This window comes from Pseudomonas fulva, from assembly GCF_023517795.1.
GTDB lineage: Bacteria > Pseudomonadota > Gammaproteobacteria > Pseudomonadales > Pseudomonadaceae > Aquipseudomonas > Aquipseudomonas fulva_D.
Genome location: NZ_CP082928.1, coordinates 4,077,250 through 4,100,791, shown reverse-complemented (window position 1 = coordinate 4,100,791; position 23,542 = coordinate 4,077,250). Strand labels below are relative to the sequence as shown.

General features: G+C 58.7%; 19 protein-coding genes. 1 reads left to right on the top strand and 18 read right to left on the bottom strand.

Features of this window, described 5'->3' with window-relative positions; all coding sequences use genetic code 11:
* Positions 1–15 precede the first annotated feature (15 nt).
* From K8U54_RS18845 to tssA, 18 genes are all read right to left on the bottom strand, one after another.
* On the bottom strand, positions 16–1,017 hold the full coding sequence (locus K8U54_RS18845; protein WP_249907250.1) for a serine/threonine-protein kinase: 1,002 nt from the start codon (positions 1,015–1,017) through the stop codon (positions 16–18).
* The gene (locus K8U54_RS18840) at positions 1,014–1,742 is read right to left on the bottom strand and encodes a PP2C family protein-serine/threonine phosphatase (RefSeq protein WP_249907249.1); all 729 of its coding nucleotides are present in this window, start codon (positions 1,740–1,742) and stop codon (positions 1,014–1,016) included. Before K8U54_RS18840 ends, K8U54_RS18845 begins: the two co-directional genes overlap by 4 nt.
* Positions 1,742–5,269: a type VI secretion system membrane subunit TssM gene (tssM, locus tag K8U54_RS18835; RefSeq protein WP_249907248.1), complete on the bottom strand. Its 3,528-nt coding sequence runs from the start codon at positions 5,267–5,269 to the stop codon at positions 1,742–1,744. The genes K8U54_RS18840 and tssM overlap by 1 nt, the downstream gene beginning before the upstream one ends.
* A 13-nt stretch (positions 5,270–5,282) precedes the next feature.
* The gene (icmH, locus tag K8U54_RS18830; RefSeq protein ID WP_249907247.1) at positions 5,283–6,152 is read right to left on the bottom strand and encodes a type IVB secretion system protein IcmH/DotU; all 870 of its coding nucleotides are present in this window, start codon (positions 6,150–6,152) and stop codon (positions 5,283–5,285) included.
* Between the two features lie 5 nt (positions 6,153–6,157).
* Complete coding sequence (gene tssK / locus K8U54_RS18825; RefSeq protein WP_249907246.1) at positions 6,158–7,489, bottom strand: type VI secretion system baseplate subunit TssK; 1,332 nt, start codon at positions 7,487–7,489, stop codon at positions 6,158–6,160.
* 2 nt (positions 7,490–7,491) lie between these two features.
* The gene (gene tssJ / locus K8U54_RS18820) at positions 7,492–7,992 is read right to left on the bottom strand and encodes a type VI secretion system lipoprotein TssJ (RefSeq protein ID WP_249907245.1); all 501 of its coding nucleotides are present in this window, start codon (positions 7,990–7,992) and stop codon (positions 7,492–7,494) included.
* Between the two features lie 5 nt (positions 7,993–7,997).
* A complete protein-coding gene (gene tagH, locus K8U54_RS18815; RefSeq protein WP_249907244.1) occupies positions 7,998–9,194 on the bottom strand; it encodes a type VI secretion system-associated FHA domain protein TagH in 1,197 nt (398 codons plus the stop codon).
* A 17-nt stretch (positions 9,195–9,211) separates the two neighbouring features.
* Positions 9,212–9,352: a type VI secretion protein gene (locus K8U54_RS18810; protein ID WP_249907243.1), complete on the bottom strand. Its 141-nt coding sequence runs from the start codon at positions 9,350–9,352 to the stop codon at positions 9,212–9,214.
* Positions 9,353–9,439: 87 nt separating this feature from the next.
* Entirely contained in the window at positions 9,440–10,957 is a 1,518-nt protein-coding gene (locus K8U54_RS18805; RefSeq protein ID WP_249907242.1) for a sigma-54 interaction domain-containing protein, read from the bottom strand.
* Positions 10,958–10,967: 10 nt separating this feature from the next.
* Complete coding sequence (gene tssH, locus K8U54_RS18800; protein ID WP_249907241.1) at positions 10,968–13,625, bottom strand: type VI secretion system ATPase TssH; 2,658 nt, start codon at positions 13,623–13,625, stop codon at positions 10,968–10,970.
* Between the two features lie 13 nt (positions 13,626–13,638).
* On the bottom strand, positions 13,639–14,646 hold the full coding sequence (gene tssG / locus K8U54_RS18795; protein ID WP_249907240.1) for a type VI secretion system baseplate subunit TssG: 1,008 nt from the start codon (positions 14,644–14,646) through the stop codon (positions 13,639–13,641).
* Positions 14,610–16,397 carry a type VI secretion system baseplate subunit TssF gene (tssF, locus tag K8U54_RS18790; protein WP_249907239.1) on the bottom strand — a complete coding sequence of 596 codons (1,788 nt, stop codon included), beginning with the start codon at positions 16,395–16,397 and terminating at the stop codon, positions 14,610–14,612. The genes tssG and tssF overlap by 37 nt, the downstream gene beginning before the upstream one ends.
* A 495-nt stretch (positions 16,398–16,892) precedes the next feature.
* Positions 16,893–17,798, bottom strand: coding sequence for an alpha/beta hydrolase (locus K8U54_RS18785; protein WP_249907238.1), 906 nt, complete (start codon positions 17,796–17,798; stop codon positions 16,893–16,895).
* Positions 17,799–17,801: 3 nt separating this feature from the next.
* Positions 17,802–18,308, bottom strand: a complete 507-nt coding sequence (locus K8U54_RS18780; protein WP_249907237.1) for a PAAR domain-containing protein — start codon at positions 18,306–18,308, stop codon at positions 17,802–17,804.
* 10 nt (positions 18,309–18,318) lie between these two features.
* Complete coding sequence (gene tssE / locus K8U54_RS18775; protein ID WP_249907236.1) at positions 18,319–18,726, bottom strand: type VI secretion system baseplate subunit TssE; 408 nt, start codon at positions 18,724–18,726, stop codon at positions 18,319–18,321.
* Between the two features lie 12 nt (positions 18,727–18,738).
* Positions 18,739–20,214, bottom strand: coding sequence for a type VI secretion system contractile sheath large subunit (gene tssC / locus K8U54_RS18770; protein ID WP_249907235.1), 1,476 nt, complete (start codon positions 20,212–20,214; stop codon positions 18,739–18,741).
* Positions 20,215–20,242: 28 nt separating this feature from the next.
* Entirely contained in the window at positions 20,243–20,746 is a 504-nt protein-coding gene (gene tssB / locus K8U54_RS18765; protein WP_249907234.1) for a type VI secretion system contractile sheath small subunit, read from the bottom strand.
* A 32-nt stretch (positions 20,747–20,778) separates the two neighbouring features.
* Complete coding sequence (gene tssA, locus K8U54_RS18760) at positions 20,779–22,338, bottom strand: type VI secretion system protein TssA (RefSeq protein ID WP_249907233.1); 1,560 nt, start codon at positions 22,336–22,338, stop codon at positions 20,779–20,781.
* A 587-nt stretch (positions 22,339–22,925) separates the two neighbouring features.
* Here tssA and K8U54_RS18755 point away from each other — a divergent pair.
* Entirely contained in the window at positions 22,926–23,444 is a 519-nt protein-coding gene (locus tag K8U54_RS18755) for an Hcp family type VI secretion system effector (RefSeq protein WP_075959453.1), read from the top strand.
* The last annotated feature ends 98 nt before the right edge of the window (positions 23,445–23,542 follow it).

Here is a 23,542-nt window from a genome sequence, read left to right as displayed (position 1 = left end):
CTCCCTGTTCGGTTGTCATCCGTTGTGCTGGCCTGTCAGGCGTTTCAGCCAGGACGGCGGAGCGTCCAATGCATCACGCAGTTCCTGGGCAGTGATGGTGCGCTGCGCAGGGTCGAAGGTCAGTGCAGTCTTGAGCGCCGGCCAGCAGCGCCTTGGCAGGTGCATGGGAGCATGCAGCTCACCTTCGAGTTGTGCATCACGCGCCTGATTTGAAGGTAGGCGGCGAAACGGGTGCTTACCGCCCGCCAACTCGTAGATCACACAGGCGACGCCGTAAATATCGGCCCTGGTCGTCAGCGGCTCACCGTCCAGCAGCTCCGGCGCGGCGTAGCCTGGGGTCCAGGCATTGAAACGTTCGCGGCTCACATGCGGCAAGCCAGGCAGTACGCGCTCGTCTGCCTGCCCAAGGCCGAAGTCGAACAAGCGAATGCCCTCCTCACTGACCATGACGTTGCTCGGTTTCATATCGCCGTGCAGTACACCTTGTGCATGAGCGTGTGCCAATGCATCGAGCATCGGCAGCGCAATTGTGCACAGCTCTTGCCAGGCAATACCCAGAGGCCGTTCACAGAGCAGCTTATCCAGTGTCAAACCATGCATGAGTTCCATGGTGAAAAAGGCCCGCTGGCAGTCCGTGTCCACTTCGAAGGTATGCGCGCGTAGCACATTGTCGTGGCGCAGCTGCCGCACCAGCGCAAACTCGCTATACAACAGAGCGCTCGCGTCGGGTGACTCGGCAAACTCTTCGCCGAGAATTTTCAATGCGATGTAAGGCTCAGGGTCGCCGAATTGCTCGGTGAGCAGATCGCGAGCACGGTAAACCAGGCCCATGCCTCCGGCACCCAGCAAGCGCTCGATGCGATACCGGCCGCCCAGTACTTCAGGCATTGCCGCCAGGCTGGCTCGACTAGCAGACGACGGGGCCTGCGCTGCTTTGGCGAAAGCGAAATACGTCAGATCGCGATCCTGCTCTTCATGCACCGGTAGCTCGTCGGCAACGCGCAGCAGCTCGTTCATTGGCGGATCACCACCGCCGTCAGGTTATCCCGGGCAGAACCGCGCAGAGCACCATCGAACAAGCGTTCCAGCGCGATATGGGGCAGCGCTAGGCTAAGCGCGTTGCCCAGCTCGTCACCGCTTATACCGTTGTAAAGCCCATCACTGCACAGTAAATAGGCATCGCCTGGGTGAACCTCGAACTCCAGTACATCGAGGGTCAGGTGCTCGGCCGCACCAACCGCTCGGGTCAATGCGTGAGCCGCCGGGTGAATCCTAGCTTCGGCTAGGCTCAGCTGCTGCTCATCAATCAATTGCTGTTGCAGCGAGTGATCCTTGGACAACTGATACAACCGCTGGCCACGCCACAGGTAGCAACGACTGTCGCCGGCCCAGATACAGGCGCCGCGGCTGCCCTCCACCAGCAACACCACCACGGTGCTGCCGATGATGTTGTCGGGGCGTTCAGCGACGATGGTCAACTCCTGGGACAAGCGGCGATTGAGCCAGTGCAGGCATTGGCGAATCGCCGTGAGTCGCTCGTCGAAGCTCTGCTCGACCGGGAGCGCCGCCAGGCTGGCGACGATCAGCTGGCTGGCGACGTCGCCGCCCTGATAGCCGCCCATGCCATCGGCGACCACCCACAAACCATCTTGAGGGCAATCGAGAAAAGCATCTTCGTTGCGCGCGCGAACCTTTCCCGTATCGGTTCGCGCGGCGCTACGCCAAGGGCTGGCCACCAGCATCAGAGCTGCACCGGCATACGGAAGCTACGCAGCGCACTCATGTCGAATGGATTCGGCGCACGCTGGCTGGTCAGCAGGTAGTTGGCGCGCATGCCGCCCACATCGGCCTTGAGCACCAGCACATCGCGGCCCGTGAGGTACTCGGTTTCCATCAGATCGAACAGCCTGAACAGTGACCAGGGGCCTGTGTTCTTCTCGATACCCAAAGGTCGACCGACCATTCTGTCGAGCACCAGGCTGGTACGCCCGCCCTCGGCATCGGTCGGCCATTTGAACGCCATCGGTACGATCGGGCCATGGCGATACTCCATGGTCTTGTCGCCGAGCTTGAATTCGGAGCGGCTGACAGCCGAATCCAGCGTGTAAGGCTCGAGCTTGAACTGCACCTGAGGTTCGGCAGGGTTGTCGGCAAAGAAGCTCTGGCGAATAGTCTGCGCTGCCGCCATCTGGTCGAGGTACGTCCTGGAGATGGGCAGGCTGTAGCCATCGACGCTACGCATGCGGTAATTGCCCGAGTCGCCATTGACGAATGGGCGCATGTAACTGTCGAAGAAGCGATCGAAGATCCCCTGAGCCTTGAAGAACTCACGGAAATCCGCGATTGCCACATCACTCGCGCTATGGGCGTCGAAGGGATAGCGCTGGCGGATCGCCTTCCCGTAGAAGCTATACAGCTCGCTCTGATAACGCTGGTTCAGGTATTGGTAGGAATCGCTGAGCACCAGCCGCCAGGTGTCTTCGGCCAGCACGTTGAACCATCCTCCCACGGGCCGCGGCAGGCGACCGGCGGAGCTACGCAGAGCGCTCAGCGCATCGCGCTGCCCTCCCATGCGATTCTTGGCCATTTCGAACGCTGCCTGCTCTGGCGCGCTGGCACGAGCCAAGCTGGCCACCTGCATCTGCAGATCGTTGAGCGCCGCCATTGCTGAACTCAGGTCAGCGGTCGGCCCGTTGTTATCGTCAAGCAAGCGATGCAACGGCTCGAAACGGCTCTGCAACGACTTTCTCGACGTATCTGGCAGATTTTTCGCCACGCTGTCGGACGCTTTGTCGGCAACGGCATTGGCCAGCTTTCCAAGTTTGCCGTTCTGCTCCGCCAACTGCCCTGCAGCCTCTGCAGCACCCTCTGCTGCGTCGGCGATGGTAGGAAAGCGGGTGTTTTCCCTCACCTCGACCAGCAACTGAAGAATCGGCGAGTTGGCCGAGGTAAGGCCGGCGAGCTGCTCAGCGCCCTCCGCGAAATCATTGGCCGCCAGCAGGCCAATCTGGCCCAGGGCTTCGCTCCAGTAGTTGGCGTAATCACGGAAATACAACTGCTCGAGTTCGACCATCAAGCGCCGCATATCCATCACGCTAAGGTCCGCGCCCTCCCCCAACACCCAGTTGTCACGCAGGATATCGGTGACCAGCATCGAGCCCTGCACAGCGAAATACTGCTGGTAGCCCTGCTGGGTGTAGAAGCCCGGAATGACGTAGTTAGCGCCAAAGAAGAGCGAGCCTTGCGGGCCGAGATGCTGATCCAGACGGTACTCGGGCAAGGTGCGAGCCTGCTCGCGCAGCATCCGGTAAACCACGTTGGCCAGGGACTCGCTACGCAATATCTGACGTGCCTGAGCCACCAGTTGCTCGTTCAGGGGGTATACGAACGGTTGCTTGAGCAGACGCTCGAAGTGAGCGTTCAAACCGTTCTGCACAGCGGTATTGCCGATGTAACGCTGAGACCAGTCAGCCGCGACCCAGTCCTTGAGCCACTGCACGTCACGACGGTCCTTCATGTTCAGCATCAGGTAGGCGCGCAAACTGTTGAGCAGACGGTCACGATCCTTGGTATTGGCCCTGACCTGAGCCTCCAGCATCCCGGCAACCCGCGGTAGCAACTGCTCTTCGAGCTGACGCTCATAGGCCGCCGCCACTACCGGCTTGACCTGTTCGCCCTGATACAGGCCACCCCGCTCGTGGTAACTCACGTCGCCTGTCTTCGGAAAGACCTGGGTCGCAGCGTAGCTGGTATCGAGCACCTTGAGCGCGGCCATCGCATCATCACGACTGCTCAAGGCCGAACGCTGCTGAGTCCAGGTTTGAGCCAAGGCGCGCAGGCTTTCCAGTCGTTCGTAATTGGCCGAAAAGCCGGTGGCCCAAAGCACGCCGAACAACGCCAGGGCCGAAAGCGCGCCCACGTACAAGGCACGCTGGCCCCAATGGATACGGTTGCGCTCGCGCTTGTCCAGGCCTGCGAGATCGGCTTCGGGAAAGATGACCCGGCTTAGCAAGTGATGAATGAACCGTGAGCGGCCGCTGCGCAGGGTTGGCAGTACGCCGGCGCTCATGCCCAGATTGGCACCAATGCTGGCAGCTGTGGCATCCATTTCGCCGGTCAGATGGGGTGCGCTGGTCAGGTAGAAGCCGCGCAGCTGGCTGGCACGCTGGTAGCGGTTACCGGTGAACGCCATATCGACGAACAGGCAGAGGCGCTCGCCGATCTGCCCCAATTGATGGGGGAAGTCGAGAATGCGGCCGCGGCGCTGGGTATCACGCTCCTGGTGCATGCGCATGATCACTTGGCTGTTGAGGCGGCGCAGCAGCTCTTCGAACTCGTTGCGCAGCACCGCCACGTCGGTGCCGACCTGCTCTTTGCGAAAGCTGGTGCCAAGCACCTGGTCGCTTTCTTCACGGGTCAGTTGATCGAAGAACTCATCGAAGCCCAGCAGGCTGTCCGCCTTGCTCAAGACCAGATACACCGGCACATCGACATGCAGCTTCTGGTGGACGTCCTGCAGGCGCGCACGCACTTGTCGGGCCAGAATCTCGAGCTGTTGCTCGCTATCATGCAGCAGGGTCTCGACCGGAATGGTCACCAGCACGCCGTTCAACGGTCGATTACGACGACGCTTGCGAAGCAGGTTGAGCAATGTGCTCCAGGCATTGCCGTCGACTTCGGCATCCGGTTGGGTCAGATAGCGGCCGGCGGTATCGATCAGCACGCCATGGTCGGCGAAATACCAGTCACAGTGCCGGGTGCCCAGGGTGTCGCGGGTGAGCTTGCGGTCGATCTTGTTGATCGGAAACTCAAGGCCAGAAAAGTCCAGCAAGCTGGTCTTGCCCCCGCCCTGCGGGCCGATCAGCAGGTACCAGGGCAAGTCACTGCGCCAGCGCTCGCTGCGGCCACGATACAAGCTCGATGTCTTGAGCGTGCTAAGCGCCTCTTTGAAGCGCTCCTTAAGCTCCTTTTGCTCTTCATCGATCAGTTCTTCACGACGAATACGCTCCTGGCCGTCGTCACTTTCCTCTTCAGCCTTCTTGCGCACGCCAGCTCGCCAGCTGACGAAGACCATGGCCAACCCCCAGACGAGGAACAGCACACTGATGGTCAACAAACGGGAAGTGGAGCTGGCCCAGAACTTGTAGTCATCGACCGCCAGCAAAGGCCCAACGAACCATACGAGCAGTGCGACGAAGAGCACCAGCAGCAGCGTCCATACCCAAGTCTTACGCAAGAACGCGCCGACCTTCTTGAAAAAATTCTTCATTACACGTCCCTGTTTACGACTGTGGCTGAGTCGCGGTTTGATCGAATGACTGATACGGTTGCAGAACGGTGTCTCGCTGCTCGCTCAATACCCAGGCAAAACCCGAATACATCACCACCAGGCAAACGAGGGTGAACAACACCACCATCCAGGCCGGCACGATGCGTACCAGACTGCGGCGTTGATCGTTCAAACCTTCCCAGTGCGGCGAAAGCTCGCGCGGTACATCGCCGCGCAGCTGTCGAATCTGGCGATACAGCGCATCGCGGATACCCTCGAGCTCGAGCATGCCACGCGCCTGCACCCGGTATTTGCCCTCAAAGCCCAGGGACAGGCACAGGTACATCAGTTCCAGCATGGGCAAGTGCTTGACCGGGTTTTTCGACAGTCGATCAAGGAGCTGAAAGAACTTCTCCCCGCCGAAGGTTTCATTGTGGAAACTGCTCAGCAGACTCATCTGCGACCATTCGCTTTCATTACCCCAGGGCGTGGTCACGACGGCTTCGTCCACCACCGTACACAGCACGTACCGGGCAGCCATCACCTGGCTACTCTCGGCACCATTGTGCAGCGCACGTACTTCGAACAGTTTCAAGCCAGAAGTCAGCCGCTCATTGAGCGCATAGAGGTCTTCATAACTGTCGCTGTGCTTGAGGCGCACCACCTCGGATAACAGCTCCGAAGCGGCAGCCACGAGCGAGTTGAGGCTGACGTTGAACGCCTCGGCTGGGCGCAAGCGCGCGGCATAGATCATCCGCTCTTCCAGCTGCTCGAAACGAGGCGGCGCGGCGAAGTCGGTCAGGGGGCTCGAGGCAGGCCGCTGCCCTTGACGATCGAGCAGGACGGTCTTGTCGTCCTGGTGGTAATCCGTGTCCTTGATCATGTCGGTCAGTTCCTTATGGCCCAGAACTTCAGTTCAAGCTCAGCGAATTCGCCAGATACATGAAATGCGAAGCCACCGGAGCGCTCGAGTTGTGCGAGGTCTTCGGAACTGAGTTCGAGAATGAAATAGGTTTTGTTGGAGTGGAATGCGATCTGCCGCGGAGCGACCGGCAAGGGTTTGACCTTGATACCCGGCAAATGCAGATTGACCAACTGGCGGATGCGCTCTACCGGGCCGACCTTCAGGTGTGCCGGGAGCCGATGACGAAGCTCCTCCGAATCACAATTGGCACTGGCGGCCAGCACGAACGATGCAGAGCCCAGCAGTTTGTGATCGTGCAGAGGCGACACGATAATGCCGTATTGACGTGCTTGCAGGATCAGTTCGATGGCATGCTGCTCCAGCACCATCGACAAGACCTGACGAATCGCCTCCATCAGTTTGCGAAAGCTCGCCCCTTGGTCGCTGTGCTGGTATCGGCTGTCCAGACGGGGTCTCTTGCTATCGCTCGAGAAGGTCGCCAGATCACCGAGCATGGTCAGCAGCGTGCGGTACAGCTCTTCAGGGTGTACCTGTTCGAGGTTCAGGTAGTGGCGCAGCAGCAACTCGGTCCGGTTGATCAGCTGCAGCATCATGAAATCGCCGACCTCCGCACCGCCCACCTTGCCATTGGAGCGAATCCGCTCGGCGATGGTGTCGCCCCGGTGGCTGAGCATGCTGATGACCTCTTTGAGGCATGACAGCAGGTAGCTGGAAGCATGAGCCTGGATGTAGGTCGGCACGAAATCCGGGTCGAGGCTGATGACGCCATCAGGCGTAGCATCGAGCACCTCGCACAGCTTCAGCTTCACGTAAGCCTGATCACTTTGCTGCTCACCGAGCAGAAGCCTGAAGTCCGGGCGACCACAGCTGACCTGGCTGGAAGAGTCATCGCCAGCGTTCGAGTCGGTGACCTCTGCCTCGTAGGCGGTGTAGCGCGCCAAGACATCGGACTGCTCCGGGCGACGCGCCTCGATGTGATTGCCCGTCACCAAGGGCAGCGCCAGATAGATAGGTGTATTACCAGTATTGGGCGGCACATCGAGCGCCAGGGGCTCAACGTTGCCGCCCAGCTCGAAGAGGCTGCCATCCGGGAGAATGCCCGAAGCCTGGCTCACCACCAACTTGCCCATATTGAGAAATTGCAGATCGATGTCCAGGCTCAGGAAACCCCAGGTGTAAGCACCCAACAGCTGAGTGCGGGTCTTCATCTGGTGGTCGTAGTAGCGATCACTGTGTTGGAAGTGCTGCGGGCGCAGCAGCATGCCTTCCTGCCAAATGACTTTATGGAAGTTCACGTTCAGTTACCTGCCTTGGCAATCGATGCATGGGTGTTGCGAATGCCATTCTGATCGAGGGTCAGATCGGCATCGGTAATCTGCAACGGAGCGACCTGCACCGTATAGCGCCACCGTGCCTCGGGTAGATCCCGGTAGGCCGCCACTACACCGACATAACGACTTCCCTCCTGGACACTGAGCTTGAGATCGACTGTTTGCCCTGGGCGCAGCTCGAGCTCCTCGGTGGCCACCATGTCTGGCGCCAGGGACTCCTTGGCACGTTCGTAGAGGCTGAAGAAGTCCGCGTTCTCAAAGGCGACCGGGTGCTTGAGCTCATACAGACGCACGACGATTGGCGACGGACGCCCATTCAGGTCGGGATTGAGTTGGTCACTTGCCGTCAGCGTCAGGTTGAGCTTGGTGACATGCGAGTACGGCGACAGTGTCGAGCAGGCGGCCAGTGCGACGACAGCGCCCAACACTGCCAAGGTTTTGATTAAAGCGTTCGAACGACAAAACATGTGCATCATCCTTGACGGTCAGAATCCAGGGTGGAAATAAGGCGCACCTGCTCTTCATAGGCCTGTGCGAAGTCACGCGCCAACAGACGCTCACTCCAGTCATCGTCTTGCCGCAACGCCTGGTGATAACGCCCGTAGGCTTTCCAGCGGCTGCCGGAGGTGGCAAACAGTGGCTTGTTGTCACGCTCGAAACGCAGCGTGAGCTGCTGTGGTGAGAAATGCTCCAGAGTGCCGCGAACAGCGGCCCGGCTCGCCATCAACATGGCCACCTGGTGCGCCTGCAAATCACGGAACGAGCGCGATATAGCCTGCTGCGCGGTGAGCTGCCCTGGTTTATTCGTCTGCAACAAGAGGCCCAGTGCCTCGCTGGCATCGCCGGCAAGCTTAAGCGGGTTTTTCTGAGACCCCAATGCCGTGGTCTGCGCCAGACGCAACTCGTTTTTCAGCTCGCTGCGGGTGCGCAAGCTCTGCTGCAAGCCAGCGACGCTTTGTTTGAGCAACTGCGCAACGTTTACCGCCAGCAACTCTCTGGCCTCCTGGTCGTAGCCAGAGATGTCCACGCCAAGTGCGGCTGCGAACTTCTCCCAAAAGCCTTCGGACTGCTGCTCGCGCGGTGCCGTCTGGGGAACCGACTCTGCCTTCGGCGGCGCCTCGACCAGCTCGGGAACCAACAGGCTTTCCATGTCGATACGTGCATAGTCGGCTCGCTGGCGGGTGTCGTCGGGGGCAGCAGCGGGCGAAATCAGTTCCTCGAACTCCGAATAGACGCGCTCTTGCTGATCGAGCGCAGCGAGCGGATCCAGATCGAGAAATGCGTCGTCGGGAATGATGCTACCGGCGGCTTGAGGCCGGCCCACTTCGGTGTCGAACGCAGCCGGATCGCGAACCAGGCGCGCGCGAACCTCGAAGTCGCCCAGTACGTATACGCTGCCGTGCTCGATGCGCACCGCCTCGCCTTTACGTAGGCGGGCACCGCTCGAACCGTCCTGAATACCGTTGCTGCTGGTATCGGTCAGAAAGAAGGTACCGTCGCGATAGCTGACCACCGCGTGATGGTTGGAAAGATGTCGCTTGCGATCCGGGATGATCCAGTCGCAATCCTCTCCCCGCCCGATCACACCGCCTGCCTGTTTGAACGTCTTCTGGCACAGCTCGGCAGGGACGAACTGCTTGGTGTTCAACACTTCGAAAACCAGCTCCATGATGATGCTCCTTGCGGTCACTTGCCGCGGTTGACCGCCTGCGGATCACCCAGTGGGCGATAGGTGTCGTCGTTGAATTTGTAATTGCCGCTACAGCCGCTAATACCGCACAGCACGAAAAGGCTCAGAAGAAAAGCTTGCCAGTGACGAACAGGCATCAGAGGTCTCCAGAAGTAAGCGAAATGCACCGATTTTCCGCAGTGGCATTGCTGGTATATACAAAACGTGAACCCAGGCGCTCGCTGCTATCCATTGAGTTCACCCAGGTTGATGTTCAAACGCCCCAGTCGGTAAAGCAGCGTGCGCCTCGGCAGGCCTAGCTCTCGCGCCGAGAGGGTTTGGTTACCGTCGTTCTTGCGCAGGCAATCGAGCAGCATGCTGCGCTCCACCTGCTCCAGCCGCTCGCGCAAACTGAGATTGCTGTCGACAGGCACGGCATCTACACGCAGGGAAAAATGCTCGGCCAGCAACTCGCCGCCTTCGCAGAGCAGAACAGCGCGCTCGACCAGCCCCTTGAGCTCACGCACGTTACCCGGGAAGGCGTATTGGGAAAGGCGGTCGAGCGCGGCATCTGACCAGCGCACCGGGTCGCGCTGCAGGAACGCACAGGCCTTCTCGGCGAAATGCCGCGCCAGGTCAAGAATGTCGCCCTCGCGATGGCGCAACGCTGGCAGCTCGATAGGAAACTGCGCCAGCCGGTAATACAGGTCTTCGCGGAACTTGCCTTCGCTGACCATCACTGACAGATCCCTGTGGGTGGCGGCAATGATCCTCACGTCGATCTTGTGGGTATCGTTGGAACCCAGCGGACGGATCTCACCCTCCTGCAATACGCGCAGCAGTTTGGCCTGCAGCGAAAGCGGCATATCACCGATCTCGTCGAGCAACAGCGTGCCGCCATCAGCTGCGTCGAAAAGCCCTGCCCGGTCACGCTCGGCGCCAGTGAAAGCCCCCTTGCGATAGCCGAACAGCTCACTCTCCAGGAGGCTCTCCGGGAATGCAGCACAGTTCTGCACGATGAACGCGCGCGAGCGCCGTGGACCACAATCGTGTATCGCCCTTGCGACGACCTCCTTGCCGGTTCCCGTCTCGCCGCGTAGCAAAACGGTATAGGGGCTGTGCAACACCTTGCTGATCAGCGAATAGGTTTGCCGCATGGCCGTGCTCTTGCCTATCAGGCCATAGCCGCTGGCGGCTGGTGAGCTGTGAGCTGCAGGTAGTGCGTCGCCTGCTGGCCGGCGCAAACGCTGGAGAAGATGCAACTGCACCAGTACGAACGAGCCCAGCTTGCCCAACGAATCGGCAAACATCTGCAAGGCGCTGTTGCGTCGACTGGCGCAGACCAACAGGCCTTCGACCGCTTTCTGCTGGTTGATCAGAGGTACGCATAGCAGCGACTGCCATTGTGTCGTGGAGGGTGGCAGGAAACTGGTTTCATGCAGGCTGCCATTCAACTCCTCGAGACACACCACGCGGTTCTGGCAAAGCGCGAACTGCAACAATTGCTCGCCGTTATAATCCGCCGGCAGGCTATCGGCTTCGCGAGGTTGCAATTGGCTGTCGAGGTACTCGGCTTGCATACCCAGGCGGGTATGCGTGGCATCGAGCAAATACACTTGAGCCAGTTCGCACCCGCTGAGCTCGGCCAAGCCCCGCACGAAGTCGCCCAGCAACGCAGCACCATCGGATGCACGTGACAAGCCGGAGAACTGCGCTAGAAGGCGCTCTGCATAAACCAGCGGTTGCGGTACTTGAGCAAACATTGCGCCCACCTCAGGCGAATTCGCAGGCTACGCTGCCATCACCATCAAGTGTGGCGTGCACGCGTTCGAGAGTTTCGCCGGTGGCCATAGAGTCGAGCAGACGGTCCGCCACCAACGGCAAAACGTGCTGATCCAGCAGGTGATCGATGAGCCGTGCGCCACTTTCGCTTTGCGTGCAGCGTTCGGACAGGTGATCGACCAGGTTCTGGCACCAGGTAAAGTCCAGCTGACGACGCTTCAGGCGCTCGCCCAGGCGGCCCAGTTTGATTTCGATCAGCTCACGCAGCACCGGCCCGCCGACCGGGTAGTACGGCACCACTTTCATCCGCGCCAGCAGGGCAGGTTTAAAGTGTTTGCTGAGCACCGGGCGAATGGTTTCCTCAAGCACCTCGGCAGTGGGCCGCGCGCCGTCTGCACAGAGCTCACTGATGCGGTCGCTGGCGAGGTTGGAAGTCATCAGGATCAGCGTGTTGCGAAAGTCGATCTCGCGTCCTTCGCCGTCGTTCGCGACCCCCTTGTCGAAGATCTGGTAGAACAGATTGAGCACATCGGGATCGGCCTTCTCGACCTCATCGAGGAGCACTACCGAATACGGTTTCTGCCGCACGGCTTCCGTCAGCATGCCGCCCTCGCCATAACCCACATAGCCCGGCGGCGCGCCGATCAGACGCGAAACGGTATGTTTCTCCTGGAACTCGGACATGTTGATGTTGGTGATGAAGCGATCACCGCCATACAGCAGATCAGCGAGTGCCAAAGCCGTTTCGGTTTTGCCGACGCCGCTCGGGCCAACCAGCAGAAATACGCCGACTGGCGCATCAGGTTTGTTCAGGCCCGCGGCGGTGGCGCGCATGGAGCGATCCAGTGCGTGCACAGCTTGTTCCTGACCACGGATGCGCGTACGCAGGTCGGTCGCGAAGCTGGCGATCTTGGCATTGTGCTCCCGGGCCAGTTGCGACAGCGGGACGCCAGTCCAGGCGCTAATCACTTCAGCCACCAGACGCGGGCAGACCTCGAAGCTGACCAGACGCTCTTTCACCTGCGCGGCAACAAGCGCCGTGTGGGTTTCGTGGAGCTCGGCTTCCAGCGCTTCGACGCTCTGGCCTTGCTCAACCTCGGCAACGCGGGTTTCGATCACCGTGCCTTCGGCGTCCTCTTCGACGCTGACGGTCGGTTCGGCGGCTGCGGCTTCACGAACCCTGGCCAATTGCTGACGCAGCTCCAGTAGACGCTCGGCCAGTTGCTTCTGTTCTGTCCACTGGGTTTCCAGCGCGGCCCTTTCCGTCTCGGCTTCGTCCAGCCGCGCTTCCAGGGCGCGCAGCGCTTCGTGATCGATCAGCAGACCGGCTTCGGCATCGCGGCGCAGGGCCTGACGCTGACGGCCACCTTCGGCCAGTTCACCACGCAGACGCTCGAGGCTTTCCGGCGCAGCGGCAAGGCTGATGCGCACGCGGGCGCAGGCCGTGTCGAGCACGTCGACAGCTTTGTCCGGCAGTTGCCGACCGGCCAGGTAGCGCGCCGACAGTTCAGCTGCCGACACTACCGCGTCATCGCGCAAGTAGATGCCATGGCTCTTTTCGTACACCTGCGCCAGGCCACGAAGAATGGTCACTGCTTCACTCACCGTCGGCTCGTGCAATTGCACCGGCTGGAAACGTCGAGCCAGCGCGGGGTCTTTCTCGAAATACTTCTTGTACTCAGCCCAGGTAGTGGCTGCGATGGTGCGCAGCTCGCCGCGTGCCAGTGCTGGTTTTAAGAGGTTGGCTGCGTCGGAGCCTCCGGCATTGCCGCCAGCGCCGATCAGGGTGTGGGCTTCGTCGATGAACAGGATGATCGGCTTCGGCGAAGCCTTGACCTCGTCGATAACGCCTTTGAGACGACGCTCGAATTCACCCTTGACGCTGGCGCCAGCCTGCAGAAGGCCCATGTCCAGCGACAACAACTCTACACCCTTGAGCACCTGCGGCACTTCACCGGCCGCTATGCGCGAGGCCAGGCCTTCGACGATGGCGGTCTTGCCAACCCCGGCTTCACCGACCACGATCGGGTTGTTCTTGCGACGACGCGCCAGGATGTCGACCATTTGCCGGATCGCGCCATCACGGCACAACACCGGGTCAAGTTTGCCATCGCGGGCTTGTTGCGTCAGGTTGTGTGTGAAGCGCTGAAGCAGTGACTCGCCCTGCGCAACCGGCTTGCCGTCGGCCTGGGTCTGAGGTTGTTGCGACAGGGCGAACTCCTTCAAACGCTCGATATTCAGCTTGGCAAGCAGCGGCTGATAACGGCTGCCTGCGTAGCGCATCGGGTTGCGCAGCAGCGCGAGAATCAGTGCGGCATCCTCGACCTGGGTCTGGCCGAGCTCGAGGTTGGCCACCAGCAGGGCATCCTGCAGCCATTGCACCAGTTCCGGCGCGAACACCGGGCTGCGTGAAGCACTGTGCTCGACCCGGGTCTGCAAGGCGGCGCTCAGCTCACCGGCTTCCACGTCAGCATCCTGCAGGGCGCGGGACAACAGCCCGTTCTGTCGTTCCAGCAAGCCCAACAGCAAGTCTTCGACGAGAATCTTGCTACCACCCCGAGCGACGCAGCGCTCGGCCGAACGCTCCAGATCACGTCGGGTTTCAGCGTCCAGGGCCTGGATAAGTTGTTGCAGGTCTACGTTGATCATTGGTCATCTGTCCTTAATGAATTTTGCTGCCCAGCGTCACCACGCCGTCCGCTTTCTCGCGGCCGAGCCAACTGGTCCATCCTAGGCGGCATGCGTTCTGCTCGCCGATGCGCAGTTCACGAATTTCTTCCTGACGCAGCACGAGGCGAATGTCGTAATCGAGTGGGTCGCGCAGCGTGAATCGCACCAGCGCGCAGAGCGGCTGGTAGCCAAAACCAATCGGCAGGAATTCATGAAAGCGCTGCCAGTCGAGCTCACGGATATGAATGCGGAATTTGCCGCTGCGGTCGCGTACGTGTTCGCCGAGAACGAGGTCTTCGCCAAGCAGACTATTGGCTCGCCCCAGACGATTACGCTGCTCCTCGAGAATTTCCACGCGGCGCTCGATGCATTGTTCGATGGTCAGCTCCGCGTGTTTGAAGTAATAGCGCAGCACCGCCTCGATCAGTGCTGCCGAATGCGCGCGAAGACTGAGCAGGCCCAGATAAGGCAGCAGGCGTTTCCAGTTCAACTCCTTGGCACGTCGAATCTCTTCGCCACCGAGGCCAATCAGGCCAAAAAGATGTGACGAGAAAGGATCGACGGCGCCGCTTTCGAAGCTTGCGCGATATCGATACTTTTTCCAGATCGGCAGCATCAGGCGTTGTAGCCGGTGATGGAACAGATCCAGGAAATTGCGCGTTGGATTGCCGTCTTCGCTATCGCCCAACGCCTGCTCACCGTAAAACGCAGGCAACGGCGAACCCGAGCCGACCAAGCCAATCAGGTTGAAGCGCATACGCGCCCGCATACGCCCGTGCTCTTCGAAAAACTCGACACGATCAACATCGCTGCTCGGGAAGCCCAGGCTCGGATTGGCCTGGAACTCCAACTGGTCATACAGTTCTTCTTCGCTCAGGTACGGGTGTGCCTGGCGCAGCCGGTCGAGAACCAGCAATACCGCCTGAAACAGCGAGTACTCGCGTATGCCTCGTGCCAGCCCGCTCAAAGCAGGGGCTGCAGGCCCATACGTGGTGTCCATTGGTACACCTCTCCCTGTGTGCTGTTTACCCGCAACTCGTGATACGAGTTCAGGCTGGCGTACAACGCGAAAAACTCGTTGAGCACGGAAGCGAAAACGAACAGATCGCCCTCACCGATATAACCCTCAGGGTCGATCGTCAACTCGGTGCGCAAACCACGTACGGGCAAGCCACGATGCAAGCGATCCACGTGGTGATGCTTGATGTGTTTGAGCCCGCCGAGCAGGCGCTTGCTGACCTTCTCCGCGTGCTGGTCGTAATAACGCGGCAGGTCGTAGGTCTCCAAAATCACCTTCAGCGCACTGACGTCGGCCAACGACAGGTAGTTGAGCGACATGTTGCTGATCAACTTCCATAGAAAGTCGCGGTTCAGCGGCGGCGCGAAGCTCGATGTAGCCGGCGTGATATTGCGGAAACTCAGAAACTCCGGGGTTTCCTCGCACGCCACGCAGATGTCGCCGAGCTTGAGCTTGCGTGGCAGATTCTGATTGGTACACGTCAGCTCGATGGACAAGGTTTCATGAGCTTCTGCGTGACGGATGCCGAAACTCAGGTAGGTATCCAAGCCATTGTGCAGCAGAGACGAGCGCTGGCGGATGCTGTAATGCGGCCGGCTGTTCGGTACGTCGAAACTCGGGTCATGCTCGAAAGACTCGAACGGCACGTATTGCTGGTAACCCAAGCCGCCTGGCTTCCAACCAGTAACGCTTTCCACGGAAAACACGCCGCAGTTTTCCAGGTCGTACTCGGCTGGCAGCAGCAGGTATTCGTCCTGCTTGCCATCGAGACGGATCGGCAGCGCGTCATGCTCGAACAGATTGACGATAGGGGTGCAGAACAGTTTGACGTTATCCAGCGTCGGCCGCAGGCGCTGGATACCGCTCTTGCGAATATCGAAGCGCAGTTCGACGCCACGAGTCTGTTTAAGCGTGTCTTCTGGCAGTGCCTTGAGAATGTCCAGACCGTCGACATCGACGAACAGGAACTTGTCCTGGAAAGCGAAGTACTCCTGAAGGTAGCGATAACCACGGAAGGTATTCAGTGGATACGGGATCAACGCCTCTTCCTCGGCAAACCCCACTGGCTGTACACGGTTGCCGGGCATCTTGAATGCCATCGGCACGCCATTGGCGCCCTGGATAGCTTTCCCAGCAGCGTCCAGCGGAACCAGTTCGATGCCTTCCAAATTGCGCAGCAGGCTCAGGTACAGCATCTGGCTGATGTAACGCTCTCCGGCAAAGTGCAGGCGCAGCTTGCTCAGTTCCAACTCACCAAGATGGCCGTCGGCGCTCATCTCAAGGCGCAGGCTCAACAATGCACCGTCGCCTTTCACCGAGTAGTTCAATGCAGCCAGGTCCAGCGCCACTACCTCGGTCGGGTAGCAGGTACGGAAACGGCAGCGCACGTCATTGATCGGCACGCTCTCGATTGGCGTGTCACGCTCGACCTTGAGTGCCGGACCGGAGCGTTTGAGCGGATCGAATTGCAAAATGCTGAACGCCGGCAGCGGCCGCATATAGTTGGGCCACAGCAACTGCATCAGCGAGTGGCTCAGCTCCGGCAACTCGTCATCGAGTTTCTGGCGCAGGCGCCCGGTCAGGAATGCGAAACCTTCCAGCAACCGTTCCACATCCGGATCCCGCCCGGCCTGCCCCAAGAACGGCGCCAGCGCCGGACTACGCTCGGCGAAACGGCGACCGAGCTGACGCAGCGCGGTAAGTTCGCTTTGATAGTAGTGGTTGAAGGACATTTAGGTCAGCTTTCCATATAGATGTAGGATGTTTTGCTGGTGAACATGTTTGGTCAGCGCATTCTCAGGCGGGTGTCTAATTCAGATAATAAGTGCCTATAATGTGGATCACCGGCACAATCAGCGCACTCTAAAATAAAAATTACTCTGTAAACGTTTTCCGCACAAATCAACCTGCAACTAAAAAAGCTCACGAAACACCCACGCATTGAAGCAATAGAGCGAGATCGCCACTACTATCGCAACAAAAAAAACAGGCAACCCTGAGCGCAAACTACGCTGCACTAAAGAAGCAGAAAAACCTTTGAAAAGATAATAAAATGCAACACCCACCATTGGAATATAAAAAACGACGCAGAACAAAAACAAAAACTCATACACGCTAGCTGGCAAGAAAAACCTTTCCCAGCTCAAGCTAGCGTGCTGAATACGGGGCTGCGTGAAAGACATCAGTATCAGGAGCAGCGCCACGCCCAAATAAAAGCAACGAATCAATTAACGCAACCCCTTTTCATAGAGAAGTTTTGCTAGTTCACGGCGCCGAGCTTTTCCTTCCGCGTTATCACCCGAATAATAAAAATGCCCACCACCGTTGAGCATCTGTCTACCTAATTCCACAGAGGCCCTCATCAATTCCTCATCCGAAAGGCCCGCATAGATCGGATCTCCTTTATCCGTCAAGTCGATGATTGTGGTACTCGCGATATTGGGATGCGAAGTGACTGCCTCTTTCAAACTTTTATTTATCGGTGCTCCTATTAGCACCAGATGGTCAACCTTCACTCCCGCGCGGGCATAATAAATTGCGCTTCGTGCTGCAATCACTGCCCCCCACGAATAACCCACAATATTAAATTGACCTATCTTTGGAATGGGCTTGGCAACCTGCAAGACACTTAAGGGGAACTCTGTAGCCTTATTCTTGCTCACATCGCGACTGATTTTAAGCGCCATCAAATCACTGGTGGGTGTGCACACAACTTCGTTATAGCTTCTGACCGTAACCATTCCGAACAAGTATTTCTTTTCTATATACTCGTTACCGTATTCACACTTCTGCAACTCACCATATTCCAAAACAACCGGATCTTTTTCATCCTGATTATAAAGAACCACTGAAGATGCATCACTCAACATATCAACAAGATCAGGAACATACTTATCCATCCCGGTGATCAGGGAAGAATAATTACCGTATACAGCATTTGAGATGCCGACTTCTGTAAAAGCCGCTATCATGTCATCGTTATAAGCACCCACCATCCCTGCCCCACCAAGAAACACAGTGAGCCCATGCTCCACGGCTACGGCCTTTGGCTGAGGATCTTTAGTCGGCGTACTTTGTGCGGTAGAGATTTTTACAAAGTTCCCGCTAGCGGTGGTTCTGATGTCGGCTCCCATTGGTCAGTCTCTCGATGCAATGTAAATGTCGATCTTTTCCGCTTGCTTATGGCGAGTAACACGGTGAGTAAGGCCTTGGTCATTCGTCACGCCCTCCTCCTCGGAACCATCCTCACGCACTAGCAAGTATCGGGAGTTGGCCATGGGCGCACCCGACGTATCGCTCAATACGAACTGCTCATCAAAACCAGGAAGAATCAAAGGCAACGGCGGCACAAAAGGCGCCGGCGAATGCGAATTGCCAATAATCACCGTCCCGGAGCCAGCCGTGACTTTATTGCCATGGGTGCCCACCGAATCAACGGTGGCGGCGGGCTTGCCGTTGATCAGTACAGTGGTCGCCAAACCGCCCGACATCGCACCACCACATGCCGAGGCGTCGCCTTGGCGGGCGGCCGCGAGGCCGTCGAAGAACACGTCGCCGGAGCCGGCGGCAATCGGGTTGGTTCCGTGGCCCGGCTTGGGGCAAGCGGTGGGGTCGGACAGGCGTGCTGCGGGCTTACCGGACATCGGACTCTCCTTATTTGACCTTCACTTGACCGCTGCCATCCAGGCGTGCGGAGAAACTGACCTGCCGCTTGAACCCATCGACTTCCAATAGCCCTTCAATGCTGAAGGACAGACGAAGCCGGTCATGGTCACGCGGTAGGGAAACGACACGCACATTGCTCATCCGAGGCTCGTAGGCCTCGATAAAGCGCTCTATCGCCAGGCGTGCCTGGGTAAGGGAGTCGTGCAGACTCAGGCGCATGTCGTTGAGATCGGGCAACCCGTAGTCGGACAGTGTTTGCACACTGCCGGCCCGGGTGCTGAGCATCTTGGCCAGATGGGCAGCCACGGACGCCATGATGGAAACCTCGCGGCTCCAGGCGACGCGTTTGTCCGCGTCGCCGTTCAGGCGTTCAAAAAGGCTGCCGTATCCGTTCATGAGGCGCTCCGTTTACTCTTTGTCCAGCTTGCCAACCAGCGACAGGGTGAAATCGGCACCCATGTACTTGAAGTGCGGGCGCACGTTCAGGCTGACGCGGTACCAGCCCGGCTCGCCTTCCACGTCACTGACGCTGATTTGCGCAGCACGCAACGGGCGGCGACCACGTACTTCGGCGCTCGGGTTTTCCTGGTCGGCCACGTATTGGCGGATCCACTTGTTCAGTTCCAGCTCGAGATCGGTACGCTCTTTCCACGAACCGAGTTGCTCGCGCTGCAGCACCTTCAGGTAGTGAGCCAGGCGGTTGACGATCATCATGTAGGGCAGTTGGGTGCCGAGCTTGTAGTTCAGCTCTGCTGCCTTGCCTTCTGCGCTGATACCGAAGAACTTCGGCTTCTGTACCGAGCTGGCGGAGAAGAACGCCGCGTTGTCGGAGCCTTTACGCATGGTCAGGGAGATGAAACCTTCCTCGGCCAGTTCGTATTCACGGCGGTCGGAAACCAGGACCTCGGTAGGAATCTTGGTTTCGATTTCGCCCATGCTTTCGAAATGGTGCAACGGCAGGTCTTCGACCGCACCGCCACTTTGCGGGCCGATGATGTTCGGGCACCAGCGGAACTTGGCGAAGCTGTCGGTCAGGCGAGTACCGAACGCGTAGGCGGTGTTGCCCCACAGATAATGCTCGTGGCTGTTGGCGACGGTTTCCTTGTACACGAACGACTTGACCGGGTTTTCTTCGGGGTCGTACGGGTTGCGCAGCAGGAAGCGCGGAACGGTCAGGCCGACATAGCGGGAGTCTTCGGACTCACGGAAGCTCTGCCATTTGGCAAATTGTGGGCCTTCGAAGTGATCTTTGAGATCCTTGAGATCCGGCAGGCCGGTGAAGCTCTCCAGACCGAAGAACTTCGGACCAGCCGCGGCGATGAACGGCGCATGGGACATGCAGGAGACGCTGGCCACGTACTGCATCAGCTTGACGTCAGGGGAGCTCGGCGACATGAAGTAGTTGGCGATGATCGCGCCCACCGGCTGACCACCGAACTGGCCGTACTCAGCGGTGTAGATGTGCTTGTACAGGCCTGACTGCATGACTTCAGGCGAGTCTTCGAAATCGTCCAGCAGGTCTTCTTTGGAGACGTTGAGGATTTCGATCTTGATGTTTTCACGGAAGTTGGTGCGGTCGACCAGCAACTGCAGACCACGCCACGACGATTCCAGAGCCTGGAAGTCCGGGTGGTGCAGAATCTCGTCCATCTGGCGGCTGAGCTTGGCATCGATCTCGGCGATCATGCGGTCGACCATCGCCTTCTTGACCGGCTCGCCGTTGTTCTGCGGCTTGAGCAGTTCCTCGATGAACGCAGACACACCACGTTTGGCGATGTCATAGGCTTCGTCATCGGGTGTCAGGCGAGTTTCAGCGATGATGCTGTCGAGAATGCTGTATTCGCCGCTATCGGCGCTCTTTTGCTGTGCTGCGCTAGTGCTCATTGTGTTGGCTTCCTTGACTGATAGGGGCTCAGGCGTTCGGTGCTGTGGCGTTCAGGCCCAGCTCACCCAATACGCGGTCACGGGACTCATCGTCGGCGAGAACACCTTCGATGGCTTTGCGGAACGCCGGTGCGTTACCCAGCGGGCCCTTGAGGGCCACCAGCGCGTCACGCAGCTCCATCAGCTTTTTCAGCTCAGGCACTTGCTCGACCAGGCTGGCCGGGTTGAAGTCCTTCATCGAGTTGATGCGCAGTTGCACGGCCAGCTCGTCAGCATCGCCCTCTTCCTGAAGGCGATTGGGCACGCTCATGGTCAGGCCCAGTTCCTGCTTGGAGAGGACCTCATCGAAGGTCATCTTGTCGATGCTGATCGGCTTGCGATCTTCGATCTTGCGCTCGTCTTTACGGTGGGTGTAATCACCGATCGCCAGCAATTTCAGCGGCAGCTCAATTTCCTCTTGAGCGCCACCAATGGCGGGTTTGAAGGTGACGTTGATGCGTTCCTTTGGGGCTACCGAGCCTTCTTTGGCCATGGCTTTTCTCCTTGCGGTTGTGGCCCGGGGGCCTAATCGAGTACCACTTCGAGGTCGAGGTGGCACAGCCTGCGATAAATCTCTTCCTTACGTTCACGCACTGCATGGTTCTGCGGTAAAAGCTCGCAGCAGTTGTGCAGTAAATTCAGTACTTGTAGCGCTAGATCGGGCTCCCAGTCATGCAACCCGGCATCCTGGAGTGCCTGATCAAGCGCCTCGAGCTGGGTCTTGGCCAACTCATACTTCTTGGCCATGAAACACAGGCGTGCCATGGTGAATTGCCAGAAAAAGCGGACGCGCCCACCATGGGCGTTCTGCAACCCTTGCTTGAGTATCTGCACGGCAGATTTCAATCCGTCGCGACGCAAAACCGGAACGACTTCGTCCAGTGCTTTCTCCCAGGCAGGCTGACTCTCAACGTCGGTTTCGACCTTGCGCGGCGCACTTGGGCTTTGCAGATGCGGCATGACGCTGGCAACGATCCATGCACGCGTTGCGGGATCGGCAAATGGTTCGCCATCATGGAAACGCAGCTCGATGATGCCGGGCAGTCGCTGGATCAGTAAGGCGAAGTGAATTTCAACTTCGCGCATCGCCATCTCGGCATCCAGACCTTGCAGGCATTCCCAGACCATGCGCTGGCCGTCGAACCAGAACGGCGCTTTGGCCAGGCTGGCCTCGAGCTCCACGAGCAAATCGGCGTACTTGCCTTGGTCCAAACGCTCCTGATAAGCCTTGAGCTTGTCGGCTGGCAGCCCGCGCAACGCCGTGATTTGCTCGCCATTGCGCTCGGGCAGGATGTCTACGCCCAGCCAAAGCAATGTGCGATTCAGGCGTAAAGCCCGCAGATCGGTGGCCTTCTGCTTGAGCCACCAGGCACATAGCGGGCGCGCGTTTTCCTGCTGGGCGCGCAGCGCCTTCTGAGCCTCTTTCTCGTTGTCGATGGGTGCGCCTGGGGTGAACAGCTGGGTAGCCGCCTGCTTGACCTGCGCGACGGTCGCACTCACCACGCCGGGCTCTGGCTGGTTGTTGGCAGCGCGCTGCACCATGCCACTCAAGCGGCGTGAAATGGGTAACAGCAACGGGGCATCGCTGCCCAAGTGTTCGGTGCACGCGGCGTCGAGCGCCTCCAGGTGTTCCACCATGCGCCGAAACAGGGGCAACTGCTCTTTGATCGCGACATTTTCGGTGAGCACTTGCTCGACACGCGGCAGCAACCAACTGATGGCAGCGGCGCGCGTTCTCGCCTTTGCCGGGTGCACATCGGGCCAATGGTGTTCGCACAGGTGGCGAAGCAATCCTAAGCCAGCGAGCAGCCCTTGAAACGATTCACGCTGATACAAAGCCCACGTCAGCCACGCACTTACGCGCAGATCCTTGGACTGGGTACGAAGCAGGTTCTCGCTATTCTCACGAATTTTCAGCCAGTCGATCTGTCCGCTTTCGTGCATTGAGGAAGCCTTAGCCAACTCACTTTCCAGCGCTTCGTACTCACTGGAGAAGCGAACATCTTCACCAGCGAAAAGCACGTCGGAAATAGGAGTTTTAGCTAGCTCTAGATAATGAGCTGAAAGCTTGCTTGAGTAAGACATCCTCGTCCTTTAACCAGGTAACGTCCATGTAGCCTTAAAGCCGCAAACGATCAGAAAACGCCGCTTGCGGCACTGCTGATTAGGCTGAATCCACAACCCTCAGGCGTTGAAATCCTATGGATCACACCGCCGATTGGCAAGTGTGGCACAATCATGGCGCCGGGATTTTGCCGAAAGGGAGAAGCAGCTCGCAAACTCGACCAAGACCGCGTCACACCTACGTGGAGCCTGGGTACCGGCCAGCCAGCACTGCCTTGCCAGCACCGAAAAAATCGCTGCACCCAATGGGTCTTATGCGCAAAAAGTTGCGCACCACCCTGTGGATAAACCTGTTGATAACCGAGCGATCACCTTCAACTCCGTGACCGGAAATGGCACTGCGCAAAAAACTGCACAGTGCTGCGCAAATAGCTGCGCAGAAATCCCATAAGGCGACTCAAGTCATTGAGCACAGCTAAGCATAAATACATTTAAGTTACTGTTTTATAAGTATTTTAAATTCAATGGCACAGGCTTTGCTGATTAGTTATTACCCACCGGCATTCAGCCCCGGGCATTTCAACTGATTAAGCAAGGAGAGCATCCCCATGGCAACACCAGCGTATATGTCCATCACTGGCGAGAAACAAGGTCTGATCACCGCCGGCGCATTTACCGCCGACTCGGTTGGCAATACCTACCAGGAAGGTCACGAAGACCAGGTCATGGTTCAAGGCTTCAGCCACGAAGTGATCATCCCGCGTGACCCGCAGTCGGGCCAGCCGACTGGCCAGCGCGTGCACAAGCCCGTCGTGATCACCAAGGTATTCGACAAGGCATCGCCGCTGCTGCTGGCTGCTCTGACCTCCGGCGAGCGCATGACCAGCATCGAAATCCAGTGGTTCCGCACCTCGGCTCAGGGCACCCAGGAGCACTACTACACCACCAAACTTGAAGACGCGATCATCGTCGACATCAAGGACTACATGCACAACTGCCAGGACCCGTCCAACGCACATTTCACTCACCTGGAAGACGTGCACTTCACCTACCGCAAAATCACCTGGACCCACGAAGTATCCGGTACTTCGGGCTCCGATGATTGGCGCTCCCCAGTCGCTGGCTAAGCCAACCGACTGTTCAGCACCGGCCAGCCCAGCTGGCCGGTGCTGTTTACGCTTATCCAGAATGCCAGTGGCCGTTTCCCGCCGGATCGGCGGTGGCC

Bases quoted from the DNA above. Each gene is read 5' to 3' on its own strand.
- K8U54_RS18845 (WP_249907250.1), bottom strand. From the start codon at position 1,017: ATGAACGAGCTGCTGCGCGTTGCCGACGAGCTACCGGTGCATGAAGAG.
- K8U54_RS18840 (WP_249907249.1), bottom strand. From the start codon at position 1,742: ATGCTGGTGGCCAGCCCTTGGCGTAGCGCCGCGCGAACCGATACGGGA.
- tssM (WP_249907248.1), bottom strand. From the start codon at position 5,269: ATGAAGAATTTTTTCAAGAAGGTCGGCGCGTTCTTGCGTAAGACTTGG.
- icmH (WP_249907247.1), bottom strand. From the start codon at position 6,152: ATGATCAAGGACACGGATTACCACCAGGACGACAAGACCGTCCTGCTC.
- tssJ (WP_249907245.1), bottom strand. From the start codon at position 7,992: ATGTTTTGTCGTTCGAACGCTTTAATCAAAACCTTGGCAGTGTTGGGC.
- tagH (WP_249907244.1), bottom strand. From the start codon at position 9,194: ATGGAGCTGGTTTTCGAAGTGTTGAACACCAAGCAGTTCGTCCCTGCC.
- K8U54_RS18810 (WP_249907243.1), bottom strand. From the start codon at position 9,352: ATGCCTGTTCGTCACTGGCAAGCTTTTCTTCTGAGCCTTTTCGTGCTG.
- K8U54_RS18805 (WP_249907242.1), bottom strand. From the start codon at position 10,957: ATGTTTGCTCAAGTACCGCAACCGCTGGTTTATGCAGAGCGCCTTCTA.
- tssH (WP_249907241.1), bottom strand. From the start codon at position 13,625: ATGATCAACGTAGACCTGCAACAACTTATCCAGGCCCTGGACGCTGAA.
- tssG (WP_249907240.1), bottom strand. From the start codon at position 14,646: ATGGACACCACGTATGGGCCTGCAGCCCCTGCTTTGAGCGGGCTGGCA.
- tssF (WP_249907239.1), bottom strand. From the start codon at position 16,397: ATGTCCTTCAACCACTACTATCAAAGCGAACTTACCGCGCTGCGTCAG.
- K8U54_RS18785 (WP_249907238.1), bottom strand. From the start codon at position 17,798: ATGGGAGCCGACATCAGAACCACCGCTAGCGGGAACTTTGTAAAAATC.
- K8U54_RS18780 (WP_249907237.1), bottom strand. From the start codon at position 18,308: ATGTCCGGTAAGCCCGCAGCACGCCTGTCCGACCCCACCGCTTGCCCC.
- tssE (WP_249907236.1), bottom strand. From the start codon at position 18,726: ATGAACGGATACGGCAGCCTTTTTGAACGCCTGAACGGCGACGCGGAC.
- tssC (WP_249907235.1), bottom strand. From the start codon at position 20,214: ATGAGCACTAGCGCAGCACAGCAAAAGAGCGCCGATAGCGGCGAATAC.
- tssB (WP_249907234.1), bottom strand. From the start codon at position 20,746: ATGGCCAAAGAAGGCTCGGTAGCCCCAAAGGAACGCATCAACGTCACC.
- tssA (WP_249907233.1), bottom strand. From the start codon at position 22,338: ATGTCTTACTCAAGCAAGCTTTCAGCTCATTATCTAGAGCTAGCTAAA.
- K8U54_RS18755 (WP_075959453.1), top strand. From the start codon at position 22,926: ATGGCAACACCAGCGTATATGTCCATCACTGGCGAGAAACAAGGTCTG.